We start from the raw sequence: 23,444 nt of genomic DNA, 5'->3' as shown, positions 1-23,444 counted from the left end.
AAATGGGTTGAGAGTGGCGGGATGCCACTAACCGTTATAACGAGGTTTTCGAGCGTCGACAACAGTCCGCCAACCAACGGGATGCTGCCAGGGAAGGTTCATCAGAACCCAGGGTATTCCCCTGTAGGAGCCAGCTTAAATTGTGGCAAGGCGCGCGCTTGTTGTGGCGAGAAGCCCCCTCGCCACAGCACAAGCCGGGCGTTTACAAGGTCAGGGTCAGGCGTTTTACCAACGCGCCCGGCAGCAGGTTGGACGAGGTGTTGCGCTCGCCATAGGTGCTGGCCGACAGCAGCAACTCGCGCTCGGCGGTCAGCGCTTCCAACTGCGACCCCAGCAGGTGGTAGACGCTATCGTCAAAGCGCATGGTGCTGACCGGTGCCTTGATCTCGCCGTCTTCGACCCAGAACGTGGCGAAGCGGGTCATGCCTGTCAGGCGCGCCGCCGGCTGGTCGGAGTAGTTCAGGTACCACAGGTTGCTGATATACAGGCCGGTGCCCAGTTGCTTGAGGATATCGGCCTGGGCCAGGCTGCCGGCGGCCATCTGCAAGGCGCTGGGGGACTCATCGCCGCTGGCGCCGTTGGTGCTCAAGCCGTATTCGGCGGCGCTGCGCGAGTTGACCAGTTGCCCTTGCGCCTGGCCATTGGCGATCAAGGTCACGTCGCTGCGCGGGTAACCGTCCCGGGAAAACGCCGGGCTCAGGGAGCCGGTGATCTGTTCGCCCATGCCCACCAGCGGGCTCAGGGCCTGGTCGCCAGCATACAGGCGCTGCAACGGGCTGCCCTTGCTGGCGATGGCCTGCGCAGAAAAACCACCCCAGGCGAGCATGCCGATGATTTCTTCCATGGCCGCCGGTGCCAGGTAGGCGCGGTATTGGCCGGGCGCCAGGGTGTGCAAGGGCCGGCCAAGAAACTCCAGTTGTTCGCGGGCTTGCTGCAAGCGCTGGGCAAATGCCGCGCTGTCCCAGGCATCGCCGGCGTAGCTGGCCTTGACCGCCTCGCCATTGGCATGGAACAGACTGAAATCAAAGTTGAAGCTATTGGCCTGGTGCCAGCCAAAAGCCCCCGACGAGCTGGCGAACCCGCGGCTGATCGGCCCGGCGGCATAGATGCCGACCAGGTCGAAACCTTGGGCGCCCTGGCTGATTTCGCCCAGGACTTGATCGAGGTCCGGCAGCGCCTGGGCCTGCTCGCTGCTGTTTTGCCAGGCCGTGTGATTGAGTAGCAGGTAAGGATCTTTGGGCAGCAAGGGCAAGGTGTCGCGCAATTGCTGCAGGCCCTCGGCCAGGCGCTGGCGGTCCACCTCGGGGGCGCCGGCCAGGGTGATGGCCAGGTCGGCGTGCCGGCCATCGTTGATCAGCTTGAGGTTGACGCTGGCCTGCTGTACCTGGCCGGCCTGGCGCACCTTGGCGTGGTTGAAACGCACGAATTCGGACGACTCCGCCGCGTAGCCCAGATGAAACTGTTCCCCATCGGCGATGGCCTGCTTGAGCCATTCCACCAGGTCCTTGAAAGCCTTCATCAGGAGTCTCCCCCAAACACATCCACATCGCTGAAGACACACGCCGGCGATGCATGGCCGACGCGGATCACTTGGTTCGGCTCGCCCTTGCCGCAGTTGGGCGTGCCCAGCACCTTGAAGGTGCTGGCATCGCCCACGGCACTGAGCTTGCGCCAGAACTGCGCGGAAATCGCCCGGTAGTTGGGGTTCTTCACCACGCCCTTGAGTTCGCCGTTCTCGATCAACTGGCCCCACTCGCAGCCGAACTGGAACTTGTTGCGCGCATCGTCGATCGACCAGGAACGGTTGGTCGACATCAGGATGCCGTGCTCGATGCCGCCGATCAGTTGCGCCAGGCTCTGGTCGCCAGCCTCGATATTGAGGTTGGCCATGCGGTCGATGGGTGCGCGGTTCCAACTGCTGGCGCGGCTGTTGGCTACGCCGCCCATGCCCGAGCGGTACTGCGACAGCGCCCCGCCCAGGGGCTTGAGCAGCAGGCCGTTACGGATCAGGAACTGCTTGTTGGCGGGCGTGCCGTCGTCGTCATGGGCGTAGCTGGCCAGTTGCTCGGGAATGTCCGGGTCAAAGGTCACGTTGAGCAGGTTGGAGCCGTATTGCAGGTGCCCGAAGTCGCTGGCCTTGACGAAGCTGGTGCCGGCGTAATTGCGCTCGTCGCCGAGAATGCGGTCCAGCTCCAGCGGGTGGCCGATGGATTCGTGGATCTGCAGGATCATCTGGTCGGGCATCAACAGCAGGTTCCGCGGGCCCTGGGGCGTGTTGGGGGCCAGCAGCAGTTGCAGGGCCTCGTCGGCCACCCGTGGCGCGGCGCCTACCAGGCCGAAGCGGCTGATCACATCAAAGCCGCCCTGCTGGCCAAAGTTGCTGCCGCCCAGGGTGCGGGTCTGGCTGTCGTTGCCGTGGTAGGCGGTCACATTGACGCCGGGGAACACAAAACGCTGGGCCTGGCGCAGTTGCGCGCCGGCGCTGTTGAGGTAGATCTGTTCAACGTGGGTGGTGCCCAGGCTGACTTCCCAGTTCACCAGGCGCTCGTCCCTGGGCACGGCCGCTGACTCTGCGCCGAGCAGTTGGTAGCAGTCGCTCAGGGACGGGAAGGCTTGATCGAGCTCTGGCGACAGGTAGTCGGCGATGTCGCTGGACACCGGCTGGTCGCGCAGGTCGAGCAGGGCATGGGGCTTGATCCGCCGGGCTTGCTGTTCGGCACGCTCGAGGGCCGCTTGCAGGCCGGCCAGGGAAATATCGTGGGTGGCCGCGTAGGCTTCGACACCGTTGAGGCGCACGGTGAGCATGGCGCCTTCGTCGCGGCTCAGGTGCGGCGGTTCGGCGACATTCTTGCGCACCGACAGGTACTGGCCGGACTCGCGCACGTAGCGCAGGGAGAAGAATTCGGCGCGGGTGCGCAGGGCGGCGAAATGTTGTTTGAGTTGCGGGTGTTTGTCGAACATGGGGCCTTCCTTGTGGGCGGTGATGGCTTTGAGGGCCCCATCGCAGGCAAGCCAGCTCCTACCTTTTGAATGTGCTCACAAATCAAAATGTGGGAGCAGGCTTGCCTGCGATGCTTTTGCCTTGGCTTTAGACCGGGCAACCCTTGGCGCGCAGGATGGCGTCAAAGCGGTCAGGGTCCAGGGTGCCGGCTTCGATGGCAGCCAGTGTGGCTTTCTCGCGGGCCAGCAGGTCATGGCAGCGCACCAGCAATTCCGGCAGTTCGCTGCGCGAGGCGGCGACCACGCCGTCGCCATCGCCGATCATCAGGTCGCCAGGGGCTACCAGCATGCCAGCGCAGGAGATCGGCACGTTGATCTCGCCGCCGCCGTCAGTGCTCGGGCCACGGTGTACGCCGCCGATGGCGTAGGCCGGCAGTTCGCCGGTTTGCCATTCGTCGAGGTCGCGCAGGGCGCCGTTGATCACCACACCGACAATGCCAGCCTTCAGGGCCATGGCGCGCATGATGCCGCCGAACACCGCGCGGGTCAGGTCGGCGCTGCCGTCGATCACCAGCACATCGCCCGGGCGGGCCATCTGCATGGCTTTGAGAATCATCAGGTTGTCACCGGGGCGCACCCGCACGGTGAGGGCGCTGCCGAGCATCGGTGCATTGCCGTGGAAGGCTTTCAGGCCCAGGCCACCGACGTTACGGCCCAGGCAGTCGCTGACGGCCGCCGCCGGGATCTTGCTGAATTCCTTCAGCCATTTCGGGTCCAGCGGTTCAACGTTTGGATTGATCAGGAAGCCGGTAGGCCATTTGCTCGAAGAAACGACATCAAACATGAGAAAGCCTCGTGGCCAGGCAGAAGCCGGCGTGTCGGTAGGAAGGTGAAACGTTTGCGCGAGGGACTAGATTAGGCCGGCGCGGGGGGTGGGATCAAGGGCGGGGCAGTGTAGGAAGAGTCTGGGAAGATGGGTGTTGGCTGGTCGGGTCTTATCGGGAGCAAGCCCCCTCCCACATTTTGATGTGTGAATACGTTCAAATGTGGGAGCGGGCTTGCCTGCGATAAGAGCGCCGCGGTGTAGCGGTTACTGCGCGGTCGGACCCACTTCACGCAACGGCTTGCCACGCACCGGCGCATCGCCGGCCACGTAGTAGTCCGCGGTGCTGCGCGGCAACTGGCGACCACGCATCTTGTCGGCGATTTTCTCGGCGATCATGATGGTTGGCGCGTTCAGGTTGCCGGTGGTGATGATCGGCATGATCGACGCATCGACCACCCGCAGGCCCTGCATGCCATGCACGCGGCCTTCGCCATCGACCACAGCCATTTCGTCGGTGCCCATCTTGCACGAGCAGGACGGGTGGAACGCGGTTTCGGCGTGCTCGCGGATGAACTTGTCCAGTTGCTCGTCGGTTTGCACGTCGATGCCCGGGCTGATTTCACGGCCACGGAACGCGTCCAGTGCCGGCTGCTGCATGATTTCACGGGTCAGGCGGATGCCATCGCGGAACTCCTGCCAGTCCTGCTCGGTGGCCATGTAGTTGAAGAGGATGCTCGGGTAGTCCCGTGGGTTCTTCGACTTCACTTGCACGCGGCCACGGCTCGGCGAACGCATGGAGCCCATGTGCGCCTGGAAACCGTGCTCTTTCACACCGTTGCTGCCGTTGTAGTTAATCGCGACCGGCAGGAAGTGGTACTGGATGTTCGGCCACTCGAATTCTTCACGGGTGCGGATAAAACCGCCCGCTTCGAACTGGTTGCTGGCGCCGATGCCGGTGCCGTTGAACAGCCATTCGGCACCAATGGCTGGCTGGTTGTACCAGAGCAGCGACGGGTACAGCGAGACCGGCTGGGTGCAGGCGTATTGCAGATACAGTTCCAGGTGGTCCTGCAGGTTTTCACCGACGCCTGGCAGGTCGTGGACCACCGGGATGTCGAGGCTTTCCAGGAGTTTGGCCGGGCCTACACCGGAACGTTGCAGCAATTGCGGCGAGGCGATGGCGCCGCTGCACACCAGCACTTCCTTGCGCGCGCGGGCTTCAACACGCTCTTCGGCGGCACCGATCAGGTAACGCACACCGACCGCACGCTTGCCTTCGAACAACACTTTGTCGGCCAGGGCATGGGTGACGATGGTCAGGGTCGAGCGCTTCTTGGCGGTGTCCAGGTAGCCACGGGCGGTACTGGCGCGACGGCCGTTCGGCGTCACGGTACGGTCCATCGGGCCGAAACCTTCCTGCTGGTAGCCGTTCAAGTCTTCGGTACGCGGGTAACCGGCCTGCACGCCAGCTTCAACCATGGCGTGGAACAGCGGGTTGTTACCGGCTTTAGGCGTGGTCACGCTGACCGGACCTTCGCCACCGTGGTAGTCGTTCGGGCCGATGTCGCGGGTTTCGGCCTTGCGGAAATACGGCAGGCAGTCGAGGTAGCTCCAGTCTTCCAGGCCTGGCAGTTTTGCCCAGTTGTCGTAGTCCATGGCGTTGCCACGGATGTAGCACATGCCGTTGATCAGCGACGAGCCACCCAGGCCCTTGCCGCGACCACATTCCATACGACGCCCGTCCATATGTGGCTCTGGATCGGTTTCGTAGGCCCAGTTGTAGCGGCGGCCTTGCAGCGGGAACGCCAGGGCGGCGGGCATCTGGGTGCGGAAGTCCAGGCGGTAGTCGGGGCCGCCGGCTTCCAGCAGCAAAACGGTGACGCCTTCATCTTCGGTCAGACGGGTCGCCAGGGTGTTACCGGCGGAGCCGGCACCCACAATGATGTAGTCGTATTCTTGGGACATAAATGCACCCTCTTTGGAGTTGGTCAGGTCGGGCCCCATCGCAGGCAAGCCAGCTCCCACAATCAGAATGTGGGAGCCGGGCTCGCCAGCGATAGCGGCCCCGCAGGCAATACAGAACTCGGGTTTAGAACACCGAGGCGTAGTCGCCCAGCTCAACCTGTACCGATTTGATGCGGGTGAAGTTGTTCAGCGAGCTGATGCCGTTCTCACGGCCAACACCCGACTGCTTGTAGCCGCCAACCGGCATCTTCGCGTCGGACTCGCCCCAGGCGTTGATCCAGCAGATACCCGCTTCCAACTGATGAATCACGCGGTGGGCGCGGTTCAGGTCCTTGGTCACCAGACCAGCGGCCAGGCCGAAGTCGGTGTCGTTGGCACGACGGATCACTTCTTCTTCGGTCTCGTAGGTGAGGATGCTCATCACCGGGCCAAAGATTTCTTCACGCACGATGGTCATGTCGTCGGTGCAGTCAGTGAACACGGTCGGTGCCACGAATGCGCCCTTGGCGAAGTCGCCGTCGGTCAGGCGGTCGCCGCCGCACAGCAGGCGTGCGCCTTCTTCCTTGCCCTTGGCGATGTAGCCCAGCACGCTTTCCATGTGGGCGAAGCTGACCAGTGGGCCGAAGTTGGTGTTTTCGTCTTCTGGGTTGCCAACGCGGATACGCGCAACACGCTCAACGATCTTGGCTTCAAAGGCGGCTTGCAGGTGCTTTGGAATGAACACACGGGTGCCGTTGGTGCAGACCTGGCCGGAGCTGTAGAAGTTGGCCATCATCGCGGTGTCGGCGGCGCGATCCAGGTCGGCGTCGTCGAAAATGATCAGCGGGGATTTGCCGCCCAGTTCCATGGTGACGTCTTTGAGCGAGGAGCTCGAAGCGCTGGCCATGACCTTCTTGCCGGTGTCGGTACCGCCGGTGAAGGAGATTTTCTCGATGCGTGGGTGCTCGGTCAGCCAGGTGCCGACTTCACGGCCGCTACCGGTCAGAACGTTGAACACGCCATCCGGCACGCCAGCTTCGGTGTAGATTTCGGCCAGCTTCAGGGTGGTCAGCGAGGTGACTTCGCTTGGCTTGAAGATCATCGCGTTGCCGGCAGCCAGGGCAGGGGCGGACTTCCACAGGGCGATCTGGATCGGGTAGTTCCACGCGCCGATACCGGCGACCACGCCCAGCGGCTCGCGGCGGGTGTAGACGAACGAGGTGGTACGCAGCGGGATCTGCTCGCCTTCGATGGCGGGCACCAGGCCTGCGTAGTATTCCAGCACGTCGGCGCCGGTGACGATGTCGACGTACTTGGTTTCAGAGAAGGATTTACCGGTGTCCAGGGTTTCCAGGGCCGCCAGTTCATCATTGCGCTCGCGCAGGATTTCCACGGCGCGACGCAGGATGCGCGAACGCTCCATGGCGGTCATGGCGGCCCAGATTTTCTGGCCCTTTTCGGCGCTGACCACCGCACGCTCAACGTCTTCGAATGTGGCGCGTTGCACGTTGGCGAGAACTTCACCGTTAGCCGGGTTGATGGCTTCGAAGGTGGCATCGCTGCCAGCGTCGCTGTAGCCGCCGTCAATGTAGAGTTTTTGCAGTTCGAAACGGGCCATAAAGTCCTCGCAAGTGCATAAGTGGTTGGCGTTAACCACCAAAAGGTGCAGCCATAAGGTTCTGGCAACACCGTTCAGTAGCCGTTCAGGGGTTGAGCGTTTATGTGTGCTCTAACTCACCTGCTTGGCCAATTGGAAATCCATGTATTCGTAAGCGATCCGTTGCGCCTGCTCCGTGTCGAAAGCGTCTCCCGACAGGGCGCCGCGCAACCACAAACCGTCGATCAAGGCCGCCAGGCCTCGGGCTGCGCTGCGTGCATCTTCCAGCGGCAGCACACGGCGGAACTGGCAGCACAGGTTGGAATACAGGCGGTGATCGTTGATCCGCTGCAACCTGTGCAAAGACGGGTGGTGCATGCTGGTGGCCCAGAAGGCCAGCCAGGTTTTCATTGCCGGGCCGTTGACCTGGCTGGCGTCGAAGTTGCCGCCGATAATCACTTGAAGGTGCGCCCGCGGGGTGTCTTCCTTCAATGCCTGCCGGCGTTCGTGGACATTCTCGATCAGCACATTCATCAGGTACCGCATCGTTGCGGCGATCAGGCCGTTCTTGTCCTGAAAGTAGTGACTGATGATGCCGTTCGAGACGCCGGCCAAACGGGCGATCAGCGCAATGCTGGCATCCCCCATCCCGACCTGATCTATGGCCGTCAATGTGGCTTCGATCAACTGCTGGCGGCGTATGGGTTGCATACCGACCTTGGGCATGTAGCACCTCTCCTTAGGCCTGCCGACGGGCGTAAACGTTCGTCGGCGTGAAGGCCAGTCTATTTTGTTTTGATTGAACGTTCAATCAACAAAGAATAAGATCTGCGACAAATGGTCGCTGCCTACAGGTATTTCCTACGTGTCGGCAGACGCATCTGACATCCGTAAAAACCCTTGAAACAGCCCATGACAGCGCGTTGCTGGGGTCTGGGGTTTTTCGGGATGTCTTTATAACACCCGTCCGTCGACTGCCGAAAAATCGATGGCGTGGGTCAAGCGCTGCCTTGTGTCCTCTCTCGCACTGCCCGGAGCCTCTGTGCCATGAGTTCTGCCTCTCTAATAAAGACCCCACCGGAAAAAGTGCGGGTCAACGGTTGGGTGTTCTACACCTCTACCGCGTTGATCCTGTTGTTGACCGCCGTTCTGATCATCGCCCCGCAAGAGGCCGGCAGAATGCTGGGAGTCGCCCAGACCTGGCTCTCGAAAAGCTTTGGCTGGTATTACATGGTGGTCATCGCCGCCTACCTGGTATTTGTGGTGGGCCTGGCGTTTTCGTCCTACGGCAAACTGAAGCTGGGCAGCAAGGCTGATACCCCGGACTTCAGTTACGGCGCCTGGGCCGGCATGTTGTTCTCCTCGGGCATCGGCATTTCGTTGCTGTACTTCGGCGCGTCCGAGCCGTTGGACCACTACTTCAACCCGCCCGAAGGCGCCGCCGCCACCCATATGGCCGCGCGCCAGGCGTTGCAGCTGACCTTCCTGCACTGGGGCCTGCATGGCTGGGCGATCTACGCGCTGGTCGGCCTGGCCGTGGCGTACTTCGCATACCGCCATAACCAGCCGCTGGCCCTGCGTTCGGCGCTGTACCCATTGATGGGCGAGCGTTGGGTCAAAGGCGCGGCGGGTCACGCGGTGGACGGCTTCGGCATGTTCGTGACCCTGCTGGGCCTGGTGACAAACCTGGGGATTGGTTCGATGCAAGTGTCGTCCGGGTTGGAAAACCTGTTCGGCATGGAGCACAGCAACACCAACCTGCTGATCGTGATCATCGTGATGAGCACCGTGGCGACCATCGCCGCCGTGTCGGGCGTGGAGAACGGCATTCGTCGCTTGTCCAACCTGAACATCGTGCTGTTCAGCGGCCTGCTGATTTTTGTGCTGCTGTTTGGCCCGACCCTGCACCTGCTCAACGGCTTTGTGCAGAACATCGGCGACTACATGAACGGTCTGGTGCTGAAAACCTTCGACCTCTACGTGTACGAAGGCGATGGTGAGAAGTCCGAGCGCTGGATGGGCCTGTGGACCCTGTTCTACTGGGCCTGGTGGATTTCCTGGGCACCGTTCGTGGGCATGTTCATCGCGCGTATTTCCCGTGGCCGTACGGTGCGCGAACTGGTGGCGGGCGTGCTGCTGATCCCGCTGGGCTTTACCCTGGCGTGGCTGTCGATCTTCGGCAACTCGGCCCTGGACCTGGTGCTCAACCATGGCGCCGTGGAGCTGGGCAAGACGGCGTTGGAGCAACCCTCCATGGCGATCTACCAGTTGCTGGAGTACTACCCGGCGTCGAAAGTGGTGATCGGCGTGTCGATCTTTGTGGGTTTTGTGCTGTTCCTGACGCCGGCGGATTCCGGCGCGGTGATGATGGCCAACCTGTCGTGCAAAGGTGGCAACGTGGATGAGGATGCGCCGCACTGGCTGCGGATCTTCTGGTCGGCGGTGATCACCCTGGTGACCATCGGCTTGCTGTTTGCGGGCAACTTTGAAGCCATGCAGACCATGGTGGTGCTGGCGGGCTTGCCGTTCTCGGTGGTGCTGATCTTCTTTATGTTCGGTTTGCACAAGGCCATGCGCCAGGACGTGGCCATCGAACAGGAGCAGGCGCAATTGGCCGAACGCGGCCGTCGTGGTTTCAGCGAGCGCCTGACTGCCCAGGACCTGCAGCCGAGCCAGGCCGTGGTGCAGCGCTTTATGGACAGAAAGGTCACCCCGGCGCTGGAAGAAGCCGCCGTGGCCCTGCGCGCCCAAGGGCTGGATGTGCAGACGCTGCTGGGTAAATCCAAGCGCTGCATTGGCGTGCGGATCGAGATGGAAGGCAACCCGTTTGTCTACGAGGTGAGCCTGGACGGCTACCTGGCGGCGCCGAGTGAGTCGATCGAGGCCGACGAGGAGCGTGCGCGCTACTACCGCGCCGAGGTTTACCTGCACAACGGCGGCCAGGAGTACGACCTGATGGGCTTCACCCAGGAGCAGATCACCCGGGATGTGCTCGATCAGTTTGAAAGCCATCGGCAGCTCCTTGGCCGTGTCTATAGCTGATGGTTGAAGGCGGGTGGTGTCGTCACTGACACCATCTGGTCAAAATGTGGGAGCGGGCTTGCTCGCGATTGCGGTGTATCAGTACCAGGTTCATTGACTGATACATTGCAATCGCGAGCAAGCCCGCTCCCACATTTGTTTTGTGTTGCCTTTTAGCCCAGGTTCTTGCCCAGCAGGGCGTGGTACAGCTCGCTGTCCCCCAGAATCCCCACCACTTTGTTGTTGTCGTGCAGCACCAGCTTGTTGCCGGTCTGGTAGCGAATCTGCAAGGCATCGCGCATGCCGATATTCGAATCCACCAAGGTCGGTAGCCGCCCCAGGCCTTCCACGGCTTGCCCCGGCGCCCAGTTCTGCAGGTTCATTGCCACGCCATTTTGCCGTGCGCCCTGGATGGTGTTGCCTTCGGCCAGGTCCAGCCACGAATCGCCGCCCGGATCCAGGCATACCGAGCCGTTGACCCGCTTGCAGTTGTCCAGGGTGCGCATCAGGCTGCGGCCGCACAACACGTTCAGCGGGTTGGTATGGGCGACGAAGGTGCGCACATAGTCGTCCGCCGGGTTCAGCACAATCTCTTCCGGCACGCTGTACTGGATGATCTTGCCGTCTTTCATGATCGCGATCCGGCTACCCAGCTTCAGCGCCTCATCCAGGTCGTGGCTGACGAACACGATGGTCTTGCTCAGTTTGCGTTGCAGCTCCAGCAACTCATCCTGCAGGCCTTGGCGGATCAGCGGGTCGAGGGCCGAGAAGGGTTCGTCCATCAGCAGGATATCGGCGTCCATCGCCAGGGCGCGGGCCAGGCCGACGCGCTGTTGCATGCCGCCCGAAAGTTCGTCGGGCTTCTTGTTGCGCCATTGGGTCAGGCCCACCAGCTCAAGCTTCTCGTCCACCAGCTTGCGCCGTTCCTTTTCGGGGCGGCCCTGCATTTCCAGGCCAAAGCTGATGTTTTCACGCACGGTCAGCCAGGGCATCAGGGCGAACTTCTGGAACACCATGGCGATGCGCTTGGTGCGCATCATTTTCAGCTCTGCCGGGGTGCATGAGGCGATGTCGATCTGGCGTCCTTCATGTTCGACAAACAACTGGCCACGGCTCACGGTGTTAAGGCCGTTGATACAGCGCAACAGGCTGGATTTGCCGGAGCCGGACAGGCCCATCAGCACGCAGATCTCGCCTTTCTCGATATCCAGGCTGGCCTTTTCCACGCCGACGATCTGCCCGGTCTTCTTCAGGATTTCATTGCGGTGCATTCCCTCGTCCAGCAGCTTGAGGGCTTCGCGTGGGTCTTTGGAAAAAATCACATCGACATTGTCGAATCGGATAATGCTCATGCATCACCCCCTACTTTGGCGTCGGGTTGTTTGCAGATGCGGTCGAGCATGATGGCCAGCAGCACAATCGCCAGGCCGGCTTCAAAGCCCAGGGCAATGTCGGCGGTGTTCAGCGCGTTGACCACGGGTTTGCCGAGGCCGTCGGCGCCCACCAGGGCCGCGATCACCACCATCGACAACGACAGCATGATGCATTGGGTAATACCGGCAGCGATGCTCGGCATGGCGTGGGGCAGTTCGATGCGCGAGAGCAATTGGCGGCGCGAGCAGCCAAAGGCCTTGCCGGCATCCATCAACTCTTGCGGTACATCGCGGATGCCCAGGTAGGTCAGGCGGATCGGCGCGGCAATCGCGAACACCACCGTGGAGATCAGGCCAGGCACCACACCCAGCCCGAAGAGGGTCAGGGTCGGGATAAGGTAAACAAAGGTCGGCACGGTCTGCATCAAGTCGAGCACCGGGCGCATCACGGTGTAGAACATCGGTTTGTGCGCGGCAACAATGCCCAGCGGCACACCGATGACCACGCAGACCAGGGTGGCGAACAGCACCTGGGCCAGGGTCTCCATGGTTTCCTGCCAGTACCCCAGGTTGAGGATCAGCAGGAAGGAGGCAATCACAAATACAGTCAGCCCCCACTTACGTTGAATGTAGTGAGCAAGCAGCGCAATCAGACCGATCAATGCCAGCGGATTGAACCAGGTCAGCGCAAACGTCACGCCGTGGATCATCGTTTCCAGTGTCGATGCGATCGCGTCGAAATAATCGGCGCCGTTCTGCGTCAACCATTCGACGAAGGCAGCGATGTACTGGCCTAGTGGGATTTTCTGTTCAGTCAGCATGGTAGTGAATGTCCACATGCGAAGAGGGAAACATCCTGGGCCGGCGCGCCGGCCCAGGGTCAGCGGTTACTTGTCGAGGTAGGCTTTTACGGCGGCAAGTCCTGGTTTGCCATCAAGGGTGGTGACCCCGGCGAGCCAGGTGTCGAGCACTTGCGGGTTCTTCTTCAGCCAGGCCTTGGCGGCGGCGTCGGGTTTCATTTTGTCGTCGAGGACGTTACCCATCAGGGTGCTTTCCATGTCGAGGGTGAACACCAGGTTTTTCAGGAGCTGGCCGACGTTGCTGCACTCCCGCACGTAGCCCTTGCGGGTGTTGGTGTAGATGGTGGCCTGGCCGTAGTTGGGGCCGAATGAATCGTCACCGCCAGTCAGGTACTTCATCTTGAACCGGGTGTTCATCGGGTGCGGTTCCCAGCCCAGGAATACAATGGCCTGCTCCCGTTTGGTGGCGCGCTCGACTTGCGAGAGCATCCCCGCCTCACTGGACTCGACCACCTTGAAACCTGCGTCTTTCAAGCCGAACTGATTTTTGTCGATCAGGCTCTGGATCGTACGGTTGCCGTCGTTGCCCGGTTCAATGCCATAGATCTTGCCGCCCAGCTCCTTCTTGAACTTGGCGATATCGGCAAAGTCCTTCAGGCCCTTGTCGTACAGCGCTTGTGGCACTGCCAGGGTGTACTTGGCGTTTTCCAGGTTGGCGCGCACGGTTTCCACGGTGCCGGCATCACGGTACTGCTTGATGTCGTTTTCCATGGTCGGCATCCAGTTGCCGAGGAAGATATCCATGTTCTTGCCATCAGCCAGGGACTTGTAGGTCACGGGCACGGAAATCATCGTGGTCCGGGGCTTGTAGCCCAGGCCCTTGAGGATTTCGCTGGTGGTGGCGGTGGTGACGGTGATATCGGTCCAGCCGACATCGGAGAAGTTGACGGTGCTGCACTGCTCGGGATCAGCAGCGTGGGCCGCAAAGGGAAGACTCAGCATGGCGGCCAACAACAACGGGGGGGAACCTTTCATGGGTTTGGACTCCTGGTGTTTTTCTGGCGGTGCGAGACCGCGCTTATAAGTGTTGCAGTTGGGGCGTGCGAGCAACGTGCAGCCTCGGTACCTTGCAAACGAGTCGAGACTGATCATGTACCAGTGAAAATCTGACGCCTACAGGGTGGGTCGCATCCAGTACAGGGATGGTCGTATCCAGTGTCGGTGACGTCGCATACAGGTTTTTCCACAGGCAAAACTGCACTTTTTCTCGATCTGCGCCGCAAAAAACGGCGATTACGCCCCATTGCGAGGGGACGACGCTGGTGAGCATGGGTATGTCGGTGTCAGACGCCGGACGGCGCAACGAAAGCTTGATGATGCCGCCATCTGGGCGACTTGAGCGTAGCAGCTCCGCCACCAGGCGTTACTGCGCCTGGCCTGTGCTATCGAGGAGTTTCGCGCAATGGCTATCAGCGTTTTCGACCTGTTCAAGATTGGCATCGGGCCGTCCAGTTCCCACACCGTCGGCCCCATGCGGGCCGCGGCGTTGTTCGTCCAGGACTTGCGTGAACGTGCTCTTTTGGAACAGGTGCAGCGCGTCGAAGTTCAGCTGTATGGCTCGTTGTCGGCCACCGGCATCGGGCATGGCAGCGACAATGCAGTGATCATGGGGCTGATGGGCGAGTGGCCGGATGCGATTGATCCGTCGCAGATCGGCCCGCGTATCGAGACCCTGCGTGAGACGCAGACGCTGCTGCTGGACAACCGTGTGCCGGTGCCCTTTGTGTGGTCGCGGGACATGCGCCTGATCGACGAAAACCTGCCGTTCCATCCCAATGCCATGACCCTGGTGGTCTACGGCGCCCAGACCGAGTTGCATCGCGATACCTACTATTCAGTGGGTGGCGGTTTTGTGGTGGATGAGGCCCAGGCGCGCAGCGGCGTGGCGGATATGGACCGCACCGAACTGCCCTATGATTTTTCCAGTGCGGTGGAGTTGTTGCAGTTGTGCAACACCCACAACCTGCGGGTTGCCGACCTGATGCTGGCCAATGAAAAGGTGTGGCGCTCCGAGGAAGAAATCCGCAGCGGCCTGATGAAACTCTGGCATGCCATGCAGGATTGTGTCGAGCAAGGTCTCAAGCATGAGGGCATCCTGCCCGGTGGCCTGAATGTGCGCCGCCGCGCCGCCAAGTTGCACCGCAGTTTGCAAGAGCTGGGCAAGCCGAATGTGATCGGCTCGACCTTGAGCGCCATGGAGTGGGTCAACCTGTTCGCCCTGGCCGTCAACGAAGAAAACGCCGCCGGTGGGCGCATGGTCACCGCACCCACCAATGGCGCGGCGGGGATCATCCCGGCGGTGCTGCATTACTTTATGAAGTTCAGCGAAGAAGTCACCGAGGCCAATGTGGTGGACTACTTTCTCGGTGCGGCGGCCATCGGCATCCTGTGCAAGAAGAATGCGTCGATCTCCGGCGCCGAAGTGGGTTGCCAGGGTGAAGTCGGTTCGGCCTGCGCCATGGCGGCGGCGGGGCTGGCAGAGATTCTTGGCGCCTCGCCGGAGCAGGTGTGCAACGCCGCCGAAATCGGCCTGGAACACAACCTGGGCCTGACCTGCGACCCGGTGGGCGGCCTGGTGCAAGTGCCGTGTATCGAGCGCAATGCGATTGCCGCGGTCAAGGCGATCAATGCCGCGCAGATGGCCCTGCGGGGCGACGGCCAGCACTTTATTTCCCTGGACCGGGTGATCCGCACCATGCGCGATACCGGGGCGGATATGCATGACAAGTACAAGGAGACCTCGCGGGGTGGGTTGGCGGTGAGTGCTGTCGAGTGTTAAGCGAACGCAATGCTCAAAGCAGTGAAGATCAAATGTGGGAGCGGGCTTGTCGGATCGCCGCATCGCCGCGAAGACGTCGGCCCAGCAAACATTGATGTTGACTGACCCACTGCTTTCGCGAGCAAGCCCGCTCCCACAGGAGATCTGCGTTTAACTGACTGGCATTGGGGCTTGCCCGCGATGGTGGTGTGTCAAACCCCACTGCTCATAAAGTGAACACTCCACCCCCGATACGCCACCTTTTAGCGCGTCGCAAACAGATAAGTAGCCCCCAAACGATTTCCCTTCCGACCACCCATCACCTGTGCGTGTGGTGACACACTTTTCCTACGCCCTGAAAGCGCCTTCCCACAAGTGCTACCGATCTGCTCACAGACCCTGAGTGTAGGCTTTTTCCGGGTCATATCCCCACGCCGGGCGCGGGCTTATATAGACACCTCAACAGGTCGTTTTCAGGAGTTATTGAATACCTATTCAACTTTAGGCATGGCATTTGCTCTATCAATTCAAAGCCTCTCTCCTGACGGATGACGAGCGCAATAACAAGAGCCTCGCCTGAGGCCATTACCTGCTTTGTGTGAGGAGATACCGCGATGACGTCGTTCAACTCCGGGGCCCAACCCCAGAACCGTGCGCCTCAATCCATCGGCTTTTTGCTGCTGGACAATTTCACGCTGATTTCCCTGGCGTCCGCAGTGGAACCACTGCGCATGGCCAACCAATTGTCCGGCCGCGAGCTGTATCGCTGGACTACCTTGAGCGTCGACGGCAACCAGGTATGGGCCAGCGATGGCCTGCAAATCACCCCCGATTGCTCCATGCACAAAGCCCCGGCCCTGGACACCGTGATTGTCTGCGGCGGCGTGGGTATCCAGCGCACCGTGACCCGTGAACATGTGTCGTGGCTGCAAAGCCAGGCGCGCCAGTCCCGCCGCCTCGGCGCGGTGTGCACCGGCAGTTGGGCCCTGGCCTGCGCCGGCTTGCTCGACGGGTTTGATTGCAGCGTGCACTGGGAATGCCTGGCGTCGATGCAGGAAGCCTTCCCACGGGTGTCGATGAGTACGCGCCTGTTCACCCTCGACCGCAATCGCTTCACCAGTTCTGGTGGTACCGCGCCGCTGGACATGATGTTGCACCTGATCAGCCGCGACCATGGCCGTGAACTGTCGGCGGCGATTTCCGAGATGTTCGTGTACGAACGTATCCGCAATGAGCAGGACCACCAGCGCGTGCCGCTCAAGCACATGCTCGGCACCAATCAGCCGAAGCTGCAGGAAATCGTCGCGCTGATGGAAGCCAACCTGGAAGAGCCGATCGACCTCGATGAATTGGCCGTCTATGTCGCCGTCTCGCGGCGTCAGCTGGAGCGGCTGTTCCAGAAATACCTGCACTGCTCGCCGTCGCGCTACTACCTCAAGCTGCGCCTGATCCGCGCCCGGCAGTTGCTCAAGCAAACGCCGATGTCGATCATCGAAGTGGCCTCGGTGTGCGGGTTTGTGTCCACGCCGCACTTCTCCAAGTGCTACCGCGAATACTTCGGCATTCCGCCACGGGATGAGCGCGTAGGTTCCAACACCACCCAGCAAGTGGCGATGATGCCGATTCCGCAGGCGCTGGTGTTGTCACCGCTGGCCGGGCCGATGTCGGCGTTGAGCCAGGCGCGCAATGAGTCGACGTTTGCCAGTGTAAGGCTGTAGGCCGAGGCGTCTGCATCGCCGGCAAGCCAGCGCCCACATTTTGATCTGTGAATACCTTCAAATGTGGGAGCTGGCTTGCCGGCGATAGCGGTGTATCAGGCCCCGGAATTCTGTTTGAACTGCATCAGGGCCGGCAACAACTGCTTATCAATCGCCTGGCGCACCGCCGGCAGAATCGTCGCGCTGCTGGTGTACATCTGCTCGACCATACCCTTGAGTGCCTTGGCCCGCGCCTCACTCAAACCGCGTACCGCGCATTCACAGGCCTGCTCGGCGGTGGCGCCGCTGGACACCTCGAAACCCAGGGAGCGCAGTTGGCTCAGCAGGTCATCCTGATCAATCAAATCCGCGTGCATCATGATGTTCATCCTGGTTAGGGGAGCCTTTGATTCTGGTGGGCCGCCAGCGGGTCGGCAAGGGCTGAATGACGTGATGGCTGGAACGACTATGAGCAGGTCGTTTTCGGGCCAGTTGCCGAGGGTGGTTGCGGGCACACTGGTTTTCAAGCAAGCAGAATGAAGGTTTGGTCACCCTCGGCCCGCACGCTCGCACAAAGCACTCTGCCCCGATCCTGTCACGGCTTGATCGGGGCTTTTTTTATTTGCCGGGCAGGCCGATGACGCGACCGAGCAGGGCCGGCCGGGGCAGGTCTGATTGCTCGGTGCTGATGGCCGTCAACCGCTGTGCAACCCCCTCACTGAAGGGGGCCGAGCGTGGCCCCGCCAGGTCGACATGCAACAGCATCTGCTCATTGCCCGCCAGCTCCCGCTCTTCGCCCACCAGGTGCAGGCTGTGATACAGATGCAGGCGCTTGTTGTCATGGGCGATCAACTGGGTATGCACTTCGACCTCGGCGCCGAGTTTCACTTCGTGCAGGTAATTGAGGTGCAGTTCCAGGGTGAACAGCGAGTGGCCGCTGGCTTCGCGGTGGTCGCTGTCCAGGCCCAGGGTGTCCATCAATGCATCGGTGGCGTAGCTGAAGATCAGCAGGTAAAACGCATCGCGCAGGTGGCCGTTGTAATCGACCCAGTCAGGGAGGATGTTGGTGGTGTAGGTCGTCAGTGCGGGCATGTCGTCAATTCCAGATCTGTACTCGGTCAACTGCAGGAGCTGGCTTGCCTGCTCCCACAGATATCAACCGCCGTTATTCGGCGAAGCTCATGCCGTGTTTTTGCTTGGTGGTCTTCACCGCCTCCAGCACCGCCAGCAGGCAATCATCACGATAGCGTTCCAGCGCCGAAATGCTATGGCTGCCCAACTGCTCACGGGTGCCATCAACCACATCATCAATCAGTTTGTCGGTCAGTTCCGGCGCCGGCAGGTACGTCCACGGCAACTGCAGTGCCGGCCCGAACTGCGTCATGAAATGCCGCATCCCGGCATCGCCGCCGGCCAGGGTGTAGGTCAGGAATGTGCCCATGAACGACCAGCGCAAGCCGGCGCCAAAGCGGATCGCATCGTCGATCTCGCCGGTGGTCGCCACCCCATCGTTGACCAGGTGCAACGCCTCACGCCACAGCGCTTCCAGCAAGCGGTCGGCGATAAACCCCGGGACTTCCTTGCGCACATGCAGCGGGCGCATACCGAGAGATTGGTAGACCTTGATCGCGGCCTGGATTGCTTCGGGCGCGGTGTGTTTGCCACCGACCACTTCTACCAGCGGCAGCAGGTAAACCGGGTTGAACGGGTGGCCGACCACGCAGCGTTCCGGGTGCGTGGCGCCTTCATAAAACTCACTGGGCAATAGCCCCGAAGTGCTGGAGCCGATCAAGGCATCGGGTTTGGCCGCCGCGCTGATTTTGCTGTGCAGTTCCAGTTTCAGTTCCAGGCGTTCGGGGGCGCTTTCCTGGATGAAATCGGCGTCTTGCACGCATTCTTCGATGGTCGCGACAAAACGCAGACGCTCCTGGGAGGCGCCCGGCGCCAGGCCCTGTTGTTCCAGGGCGCCCCAGGCATTGGCGACGCGCTTGCGCAGGGCGGCTTCGGCGCCGGGCGCCGGGTCCCAGGCCACCACATCCAGGCCGTGGGCGAGGGCGCGGGACACCCAGCCGCTGCCGATCACACCGCTGCCCAGGGCGGCGAAGGTTTTGATTTCGGTGATAAAGCTCATTTTGGTAATTTCCAGTGCTAAAGAGGTTCATTGCGGGAGCCGGTTGCGGCAGGGGGATTAGCTGCGTTTGGTCAGGCCCATCTTGGTTCGGCCTTCAGCCGGGGTCAGCACTCGCGCGCCCAGGCGGCTGAGGATCTCCCCGGCCCGCTCCACCAGTTGCCCATTGGTCGCCAGTACGCCCTTGTCCAGCCACAAATTGTCTTCCAGGCCGACCCGCACATTGCCGCCCAGCAGCACCGCCTGCGCCGCCATCGGCATTTGCATGCGGCCGATGCCAAAGCCGGCCCACACCGCGTCGGCAGGCAGGTTGTCGACCATGGCTTTCATGGTGGTGGTGTCGGCCGGCGCGCCCCAGGGGATGCCCAGGCACAGTTGGAACAACGGGTCATCGAGCAAGCCTTCCTTGATCATCTGCTTGGCGAACCACAGGTGGCCGGTATCGAAAATCTCCAGCTCGGCCTTCACTCCCAGTTCCTGGATGCGCTTGGCACCCGCACGCAACTGGGCCGGGGTGGACACATAAATGGTGTCACCATCGCCGAAGTTCAGAGTGCCGCAGTCCAGGGTGCAGATTTCCGGCAGCAGCGCTTCGACGTGGGCCAGGCGGGTCAATGGGCCGACCAGGTCGGTGTTGGGGCCGAACTCCATGGGGTGCTCGCCGCCGCCGATTTCCAGGTCGCCGCCCATGCCGGCGGTGAGGTTGACGATGATGTCGATGTCCGCCTCGCGGATGCGCTCCATCAGTTCGCGGTACAGCGCTACGTCGCGGCTGAATTTGCCGGTGTGCGGGTCGCGCACATGGCAATGCACCACGGTGGCGCCGGCTTTGGCCGCTTCTACTGCTGCTGCAGCGATTTGCTTGGGGGTGACCGGCACGTGGGGGCTTCTGGCGGTCGTGTCGCCAGCACCGGTGAGTGCGCAGGTGATGATGACGTCGTGGTTCATGGGGCAGGTTCCTTACAGGCGGGCGTAGTGATGCCGTTCGCAGCCGGTATCAGCTGCGAAGCGGTGATTTGAAAGAGGTTATTGGCTGCTCAGTTGCAGGTTTTGCGCAGCCGGCTTGCCATCGAAGGTGGTCACACCTTCCAGCCAGCGCTGCTGGTCCTGGGGGTGATCCTTGAGCCACTGTCTGGCGGACTCGAACGCATCCTTGTGCTCCAGCAGCGGCTGCATCATCCGGCTCTCGTCGGCGGCGGTGAAGGTCAGGTTGGTCAGCAGCTTGTGCACATTCGGGCATTGCTCGGCGTAGGTCGGGGTGGTGACGGTCCAGACCGTGGCCATACCTTCGTTGGGCCCCAAAGCGTCCTCGCTGCCGGACAGATAGGTCATCTGCACATTGACGTTCATCGGGTGCGGCGCCCAGCCGAAAAACACCACCGCTTCCTTGCGACGCACGGCGCGGTCCACGGCGGCGAGCATGCCGGCCTCGCTGGACTCCACCAGTTGGAATTTGCCCAGGCCGAACTGGTTCTTGGCGATCATCGCCTTGATCTGGGTATTGGCCCCCGAGCCGGGCTCGATGCCGTAGATCTTGCCGCCCAGCTCTTTCTGGAACTTGGCAATGTCGGCGAAGGTTTTCAGGCCCTTGTCTGCCAGATAGGTCGGCACCGCGAGGGTCGCGCGGGCGTCCTTGAGGCTGGGCGCGTCGAGGACTTTGACCTGCCCGGCGTCGACGAAAGGTGTGATGGTCTGGGTCATCAGCGGGTTCCAGTAACCGAGGAACAGGTCCAGGCGCTGGTCGCGAATGCCGGAGAAGATGATTTGCTGGGATGCGCTGGTTTGCTTGGTGCTGTAGCCGAGGCCGTCGAGCAGCACCTGGGTCATGGCGCTGGTGGCGATCACGTCGGTCCAGTTCACCACGCCCATGCGCACGTTTTTACAGGAGGCGGCATCGGCGGCCCAGGCGCTGGTGCTCAACACGGCGCCGAGTGCGAGCACGCAGCGGCTGATCAGTCGGTTCATGATGGATCCCTCGGCAGGTCGTTATTGTGGGTTCCGGCGTCTTTGTGCACCGTGCAGCCAAGTTACCCAGCTTGCTGCCCGGTAAAACGCACGGCGGCGACCCACTTTTGCACTGCAGCGACCTTGTGCCCTTGAATGGGCGATGGAACTGGCGTATCACAGACCACGCTACCCGTCTCACGAGTGCGCACCATGTCCCAGGATTTCTACTTCCTGCTGATGCCGGGGTTCTCCGCCATCGGCTTTATCTCCGCCATCGAACCGCTGCGCGTGGCCAACCGCTTTCGCGGTGAACTGTATCGCTGGCACGTATTGAGCGCGGATGGCGGCGCGGTGTTGGCGAGCAATGGCATGTCGGTCAATGCCGACGCCGGCCTGGAGCCGCTGAAAAAAGGCGCGACCCTACTGGTGGTGGCCGGCTTCGAACCGCTGGAATTCGCCACTCCGGCCCTGGAGCACTGGCTGCGCCGTCTCGACCACGACGGCGTGACCCTGGGCGCCATCGACACCGGCAGCTTCGTCCTGGCCCAGGCCGGCCTGCTCGACGGCTACCGCCTGACCCTGCACTGGGAGGCCATCGACGCCTTCAAAGAGTCCTATCCCGCACTGGCCGTGACCCAGGAACTGTTCGAGATCGACCGCCGGCGCATCACCTGTGCCGGCGGCACCGCGTCCATCGACCTGCTGCTCGACCTGATCAGCCAGGCCCACGGCCCGGAGCTGGCGATCCAGGTTTCCGAGCAATTCGTGCTGGGCCGCATCCGCCCGCGCAAAGACCACCAGCGCATGCAGATCGCCACGCGCTACGGCATCAACAACCAGAAGCTGGTGCAGGTGATTGGCGAGATGGAGCTACATACCGAGCCGCCCCTGAGCACCCTGGTGCTGGCGCAGATGATCAAGGTTACGCGGCGACAGCTGGAGCGCCTGTTCCGCCTGCACCTGAACGACACCCCGAGCAACTTCTACCTTGGCCTGCGCCTGGAAAAAGCCCGGCAGTTATTGCGCCAGAGCGGCATGAGCGTGCTGGAAGTGAGCATTGCCTGCGGGTTTGAGTCGCCGTCGTATTTCACCCGCAGCTACCGGGCGCGGTTTGCCAAGTGCCCGCGAGAGGATCGGCGGCGGGAGGTGGTGTAAGTCTATTGGGCATATGCCGACCCCATGTGGGAGCTGGCTTGCCTGCGATCGCGGTGTATCAGTTGGCAGATAAGTTGCTGACCCACCGCTATCGCAGGCAAGCCAGCTCCCTCATGGGATGTGTGGTGGGGCTTATTTTTTTACCAAGGCCGAGCACGCGGCTTTAAACGCCTCATGCTGATACTTGTTCAGCGTCGCCGGCAATGCAAAGTCATGCTTCTTGTTCTGCGCATTGATGGTCTGCGGCGACAGCAGCGTCACTTCAACGCCGTCCAGCAACTGCAATACCCCTTCAATCTTGAACGTGGTCGGGCCGCCGGCGAATTCGCCTTTCTTGCTGCGTTTCTTGATCGCGATACGGGTGATGCCGTTGTCGCGCACAAACGCGGCCACCTGGCGGGCAAAGGCTTTGACGTTGGCGGCCTCGTCATCGTCCTCGAGGGCGATTTTCTTGGTGGCCAGGGCGACGTGGGTCAGGTCCTGGGCGGCAACGGCGATAATGGCTTCGCTGCCTTTGATTTCGATGCCGCAGAGAGTCATGGATAGCCTTGTTTCAGAGAAAAGGATGGGCGCGATTGTCGCTTATTCCTGGGCAATCGACTCCAAAAACTCCGACCGCTCATCACTCATCCGCGCCAGGCAGTCATTCTGCGCAATGGCATAGGCCTGGGTGCCGGTCACCGCCGGGAAGGTATCCACCGCGCAATCAGCATCCCGTAACTTTTCCCACTTCTGCTGAGCATCCTTCAGACGAGCGGTGATGTCTGCCAACTGTGCCTTGTTGCTGGCGTAGGTAGTGCCCATGCGTTCCAGCAAGCTCTGGTAGTTATCCTTGAGCAGCTGTTCGGCGGTGGTTTTGTTGTAGGAGGCGCATTCCAGGGTCTGTTTGTCGTTTTCGATGCCATCACACGGCGTGCTGTCGGTGTCTTCAGCCGCGTGGACGCCGGTGGCGAGGAGTACCAAAGCCAGGAAAATCGGTTTCATTGCGCCTTCTCATGTCAGGGGGTGGGTCGAATTCTGGCTCAAGCGTAGGCCAAAGAACAGATGCAGGACAGACACGTCCATGCACCCTTTGTCGTGGATTGACGCTTTCGGCAATTCCCCTGTCGTTTTTGCACCCGGCTCCGTCAGCCCCTGGGCATATGCTGGCCCCAAAGCGCCGGCAGACGATTCGGCGCATGAATCGCCAATAAGGGGA

General features: G+C 61.6%; 20 protein-coding genes. 4 read left to right on the top strand and 16 right to left on the bottom strand.

Annotated features, from left to right (window positions below; translation table 11 throughout):
* Positions 1-202: 202 nt before the first annotated feature.
* The 6 genes from PSH80_RS24865 to betI form a co-directional block, all read right to left on the bottom strand.
* Positions 203-1,519: a TldD/PmbA family protein gene (locus tag PSH80_RS24865; protein WP_128593310.1), complete on the bottom strand. Its 1,317-nt coding sequence runs from the start codon at positions 1,517-1,519 to the stop codon at positions 203-205.
* A complete protein-coding gene (locus PSH80_RS24860; protein ID WP_282405446.1) occupies positions 1,519-2,961 on the bottom strand; it encodes a TldD/PmbA family protein in 1,443 nt (480 codons plus the stop codon). Before PSH80_RS24860 ends, PSH80_RS24865 begins: the two co-directional genes overlap by 1 nt.
* A 127-nt stretch (positions 2,962-3,088) precedes the next feature.
* The gene (locus tag PSH80_RS24855) at positions 3,089-3,784 is read right to left on the bottom strand and encodes an RraA family protein (protein WP_029297314.1); all 696 of its coding nucleotides are present in this window, start codon (positions 3,782-3,784) and stop codon (positions 3,089-3,091) included.
* A 246-nt stretch (positions 3,785-4,030) separates the two neighbouring features.
* A complete protein-coding gene (gene betA, locus PSH80_RS24850; protein ID WP_057440344.1) occupies positions 4,031-5,731 on the bottom strand; it encodes a choline dehydrogenase in 1,701 nt (566 codons plus the stop codon).
* 124 nt (positions 5,732-5,855) lie between these two features.
* Positions 5,856-7,328: a betaine-aldehyde dehydrogenase gene (betB, locus tag PSH80_RS24845; protein WP_057444317.1), complete on the bottom strand. Its 1,473-nt coding sequence runs from the start codon at positions 7,326-7,328 to the stop codon at positions 5,856-5,858.
* A 111-nt stretch (positions 7,329-7,439) separates the two neighbouring features.
* Entirely contained in the window at positions 7,440-8,033 is a 594-nt protein-coding gene (gene betI, locus PSH80_RS24840) for a transcriptional regulator BetI (RefSeq protein WP_057440248.1), read from the bottom strand.
* 378 nt (positions 8,034-8,411) lie between these two features.
* Here betI and PSH80_RS24835 point away from each other — a divergent pair, with 378 nt between their 5' ends.
* Positions 8,412-10,349 carry a BCCT family transporter gene (locus tag PSH80_RS24835; protein ID WP_225923893.1) on the top strand — a complete coding sequence of 646 codons (1,938 nt, stop codon included), beginning with the start codon at positions 8,412-8,414 and terminating at the stop codon, positions 10,347-10,349.
* Positions 10,350-10,501: 152 nt separating this feature from the next.
* On the opposite strand, the gene choV is transcribed toward PSH80_RS24835, so the two are convergent.
* The 3 genes from choV to PSH80_RS24820 form a co-directional block, all read right to left on the bottom strand.
* Positions 10,502-11,680: a choline ABC transporter ATP-binding protein gene (gene choV, locus PSH80_RS24830; protein WP_029300678.1), complete on the bottom strand. Its 1,179-nt coding sequence runs from the start codon at positions 11,678-11,680 to the stop codon at positions 10,502-10,504.
* Complete coding sequence (gene choW / locus PSH80_RS24825) at positions 11,677-12,522, bottom strand: choline ABC transporter permease subunit (RefSeq protein ID WP_057440251.1); 846 nt, start codon at positions 12,520-12,522, stop codon at positions 11,677-11,679. Before choW ends, choV begins: the two co-directional genes overlap by 4 nt.
* A 66-nt stretch (positions 12,523-12,588) precedes the next feature.
* Positions 12,589-13,536: a choline ABC transporter substrate-binding protein gene (locus PSH80_RS24820; protein WP_128593312.1), complete on the bottom strand. Its 948-nt coding sequence runs from the start codon at positions 13,534-13,536 to the stop codon at positions 12,589-12,591.
* Positions 13,537-13,963: 427 nt separating this feature from the next.
* Here PSH80_RS24820 and PSH80_RS24815 point away from each other — a divergent pair, with 427 nt between their 5' ends.
* Positions 13,964-15,340, top strand: coding sequence for an L-serine ammonia-lyase (locus PSH80_RS24815; protein ID WP_128593313.1), 1,377 nt, complete (start codon positions 13,964-13,966; stop codon positions 15,338-15,340).
* A 593-nt stretch (positions 15,341-15,933) separates the two neighbouring features.
* Complete coding sequence (locus PSH80_RS24810; RefSeq protein WP_029300670.1) at positions 15,934-17,037, top strand: GlxA family transcriptional regulator; 1,104 nt, start codon at positions 15,934-15,936, stop codon at positions 17,035-17,037.
* A 95-nt stretch (positions 17,038-17,132) separates the two neighbouring features.
* On the opposite strand, the gene PSH80_RS24805 is transcribed toward PSH80_RS24810, so the two are convergent.
* From PSH80_RS24805 to PSH80_RS24785, 5 genes are all read right to left on the bottom strand, one after another.
* Positions 17,133-17,396 (bottom strand): hypothetical protein, encoded by a 264-nt coding sequence (locus tag PSH80_RS24805; protein ID WP_057440253.1) that lies wholly within the window; start codon positions 17,394-17,396, stop codon positions 17,133-17,135.
* A gap of 238 nt (positions 17,397-17,634) precedes the next feature.
* Positions 17,635-18,108: a thioesterase family protein gene (locus tag PSH80_RS24800; RefSeq protein WP_057440254.1), complete on the bottom strand. Its 474-nt coding sequence runs from the start codon at positions 18,106-18,108 to the stop codon at positions 17,635-17,637.
* Positions 18,109-18,181: 73 nt separating this feature from the next.
* Positions 18,182-19,147: an L-carnitine dehydrogenase gene (locus PSH80_RS24795; protein WP_200661401.1), complete on the bottom strand. Its 966-nt coding sequence runs from the start codon at positions 19,145-19,147 to the stop codon at positions 18,182-18,184.
* Positions 19,148-19,204: 57 nt separating this feature from the next.
* Positions 19,205-20,092, bottom strand: a complete 888-nt coding sequence (locus PSH80_RS24790; protein WP_128593314.1) for a 3-keto-5-aminohexanoate cleavage protein — start codon at positions 20,090-20,092, stop codon at positions 19,205-19,207.
* 78 nt (positions 20,093-20,170) lie between these two features.
* Entirely contained in the window at positions 20,171-21,109 is a 939-nt protein-coding gene (locus tag PSH80_RS24785; RefSeq protein ID WP_198799506.1) for a choline ABC transporter substrate-binding protein, read from the bottom strand.
* A 192-nt stretch (positions 21,110-21,301) separates the two neighbouring features.
* Between PSH80_RS24785 and PSH80_RS24780 the strand changes: the two genes are divergently transcribed.
* Positions 21,302-22,246 (top strand): GlxA family transcriptional regulator, encoded by a 945-nt coding sequence (locus PSH80_RS24780; RefSeq protein ID WP_305418607.1) that lies wholly within the window; start codon positions 21,302-21,304, stop codon positions 22,244-22,246.
* A 132-nt stretch (positions 22,247-22,378) separates the two neighbouring features.
* Here the strand turns inward: PSH80_RS24780 and PSH80_RS24775 are convergent, their stop codons facing one another.
* A complete protein-coding gene (locus tag PSH80_RS24775) occupies positions 22,379-22,786 on the bottom strand; it encodes a DUF3010 family protein (protein WP_057960842.1) in 408 nt (135 codons plus the stop codon).
* Positions 22,787-22,828: 42 nt separating this feature from the next.
* Positions 22,829-23,230, bottom strand: a complete 402-nt coding sequence (locus PSH80_RS24770) for a lysozyme inhibitor LprI family protein (protein ID WP_057440260.1) — start codon at positions 23,228-23,230, stop codon at positions 22,829-22,831.
* Positions 23,231-23,444 lie beyond the last annotated feature (214 nt).

The sequence above is a fragment of the Pseudomonas sp. FP818 genome (genome assembly GCF_030687335.1).
Classification (GTDB): Bacteria; Pseudomonadota; Gammaproteobacteria; order Pseudomonadales; family Pseudomonadaceae; genus Aquipseudomonas; species Aquipseudomonas shahriarae.
Note: the sequence above shows the minus strand (reverse complement) of the source record. Positions and strands in the feature narration are given on the sequence as shown.

What these genes read in the sequence shown, in the direction of transcription:
- PSH80_RS24865 (WP_128593310.1), bottom strand. Translation starts at nt 1,519, where the DNA reads ATGAAGGCTTTCAAGGACCTGGTGGAATGGCTCAAGCAGGCCATCGCC.
- PSH80_RS24860 (WP_282405446.1), bottom strand. Translation starts at nt 2,961, where the DNA reads ATGTTCGACAAACACCCGCAACTCAAACAACATTTCGCCGCCCTGCGC.
- PSH80_RS24855 (WP_029297314.1), bottom strand. Translation starts at nt 3,784, where the DNA reads ATGTTTGATGTCGTTTCTTCGAGCAAATGGCCTACCGGCTTCCTGATC.
- betA (WP_057440344.1), bottom strand. Translation starts at nt 5,731, where the DNA reads ATGTCCCAAGAATACGACTACATCATTGTGGGTGCCGGCTCCGCCGGT.
- betB (WP_057444317.1), bottom strand. Translation starts at nt 7,328, where the DNA reads ATGGCCCGTTTCGAACTGCAAAAACTCTACATTGACGGCGGCTACAGC.
- betI (WP_057440248.1), bottom strand. Translation starts at nt 8,033, where the DNA reads ATGCCCAAGGTCGGTATGCAACCCATACGCCGCCAGCAGTTGATCGAA.
- choV (WP_029300678.1), bottom strand. Translation starts at nt 11,680, where the DNA reads ATGAGCATTATCCGATTCGACAATGTCGATGTGATTTTTTCCAAAGAC.
- choW (WP_057440251.1), bottom strand. Translation starts at nt 12,522, where the DNA reads ATGCTGACTGAACAGAAAATCCCACTAGGCCAGTACATCGCTGCCTTC.
- PSH80_RS24820 (WP_128593312.1), bottom strand. Translation starts at nt 13,536, where the DNA reads ATGAAAGGTTCCCCCCCGTTGTTGTTGGCCGCCATGCTGAGTCTTCCC.
- PSH80_RS24815 (WP_128593313.1), top strand. Translation starts at nt 13,964, where the DNA reads ATGGCTATCAGCGTTTTCGACCTGTTCAAGATTGGCATCGGGCCGTCC.
- PSH80_RS24810 (WP_029300670.1), top strand. Translation starts at nt 15,934, where the DNA reads ATGACGTCGTTCAACTCCGGGGCCCAACCCCAGAACCGTGCGCCTCAA.
- PSH80_RS24805 (WP_057440253.1), bottom strand. Translation starts at nt 17,396, where the DNA reads ATGATGCACGCGGATTTGATTGATCAGGATGACCTGCTGAGCCAACTG.
- PSH80_RS24800 (WP_057440254.1), bottom strand. Translation starts at nt 18,108, where the DNA reads ATGCCCGCACTGACGACCTACACCACCAACATCCTCCCTGACTGGGTC.
- PSH80_RS24795 (WP_200661401.1), bottom strand. Translation starts at nt 19,147, where the DNA reads ATGAGCTTTATCACCGAAATCAAAACCTTCGCCGCCCTGGGCAGCGGT.
- PSH80_RS24790 (WP_128593314.1), bottom strand. Translation starts at nt 20,092, where the DNA reads ATGAACCACGACGTCATCATCACCTGCGCACTCACCGGTGCTGGCGAC.
- PSH80_RS24785 (WP_198799506.1), bottom strand. Translation starts at nt 21,109, where the DNA reads ATGAACCGACTGATCAGCCGCTGCGTGCTCGCACTCGGCGCCGTGTTG.
- PSH80_RS24780 (WP_305418607.1), top strand. Translation starts at nt 21,302, where the DNA reads ATGTCCCAGGATTTCTACTTCCTGCTGATGCCGGGGTTCTCCGCCATC.
- PSH80_RS24775 (WP_057960842.1), bottom strand. Translation starts at nt 22,786, where the DNA reads ATGACTCTCTGCGGCATCGAAATCAAAGGCAGCGAAGCCATTATCGCC.
- PSH80_RS24770 (WP_057440260.1), bottom strand. Translation starts at nt 23,230, where the DNA reads ATGAAACCGATTTTCCTGGCTTTGGTACTCCTCGCCACCGGCGTCCAC.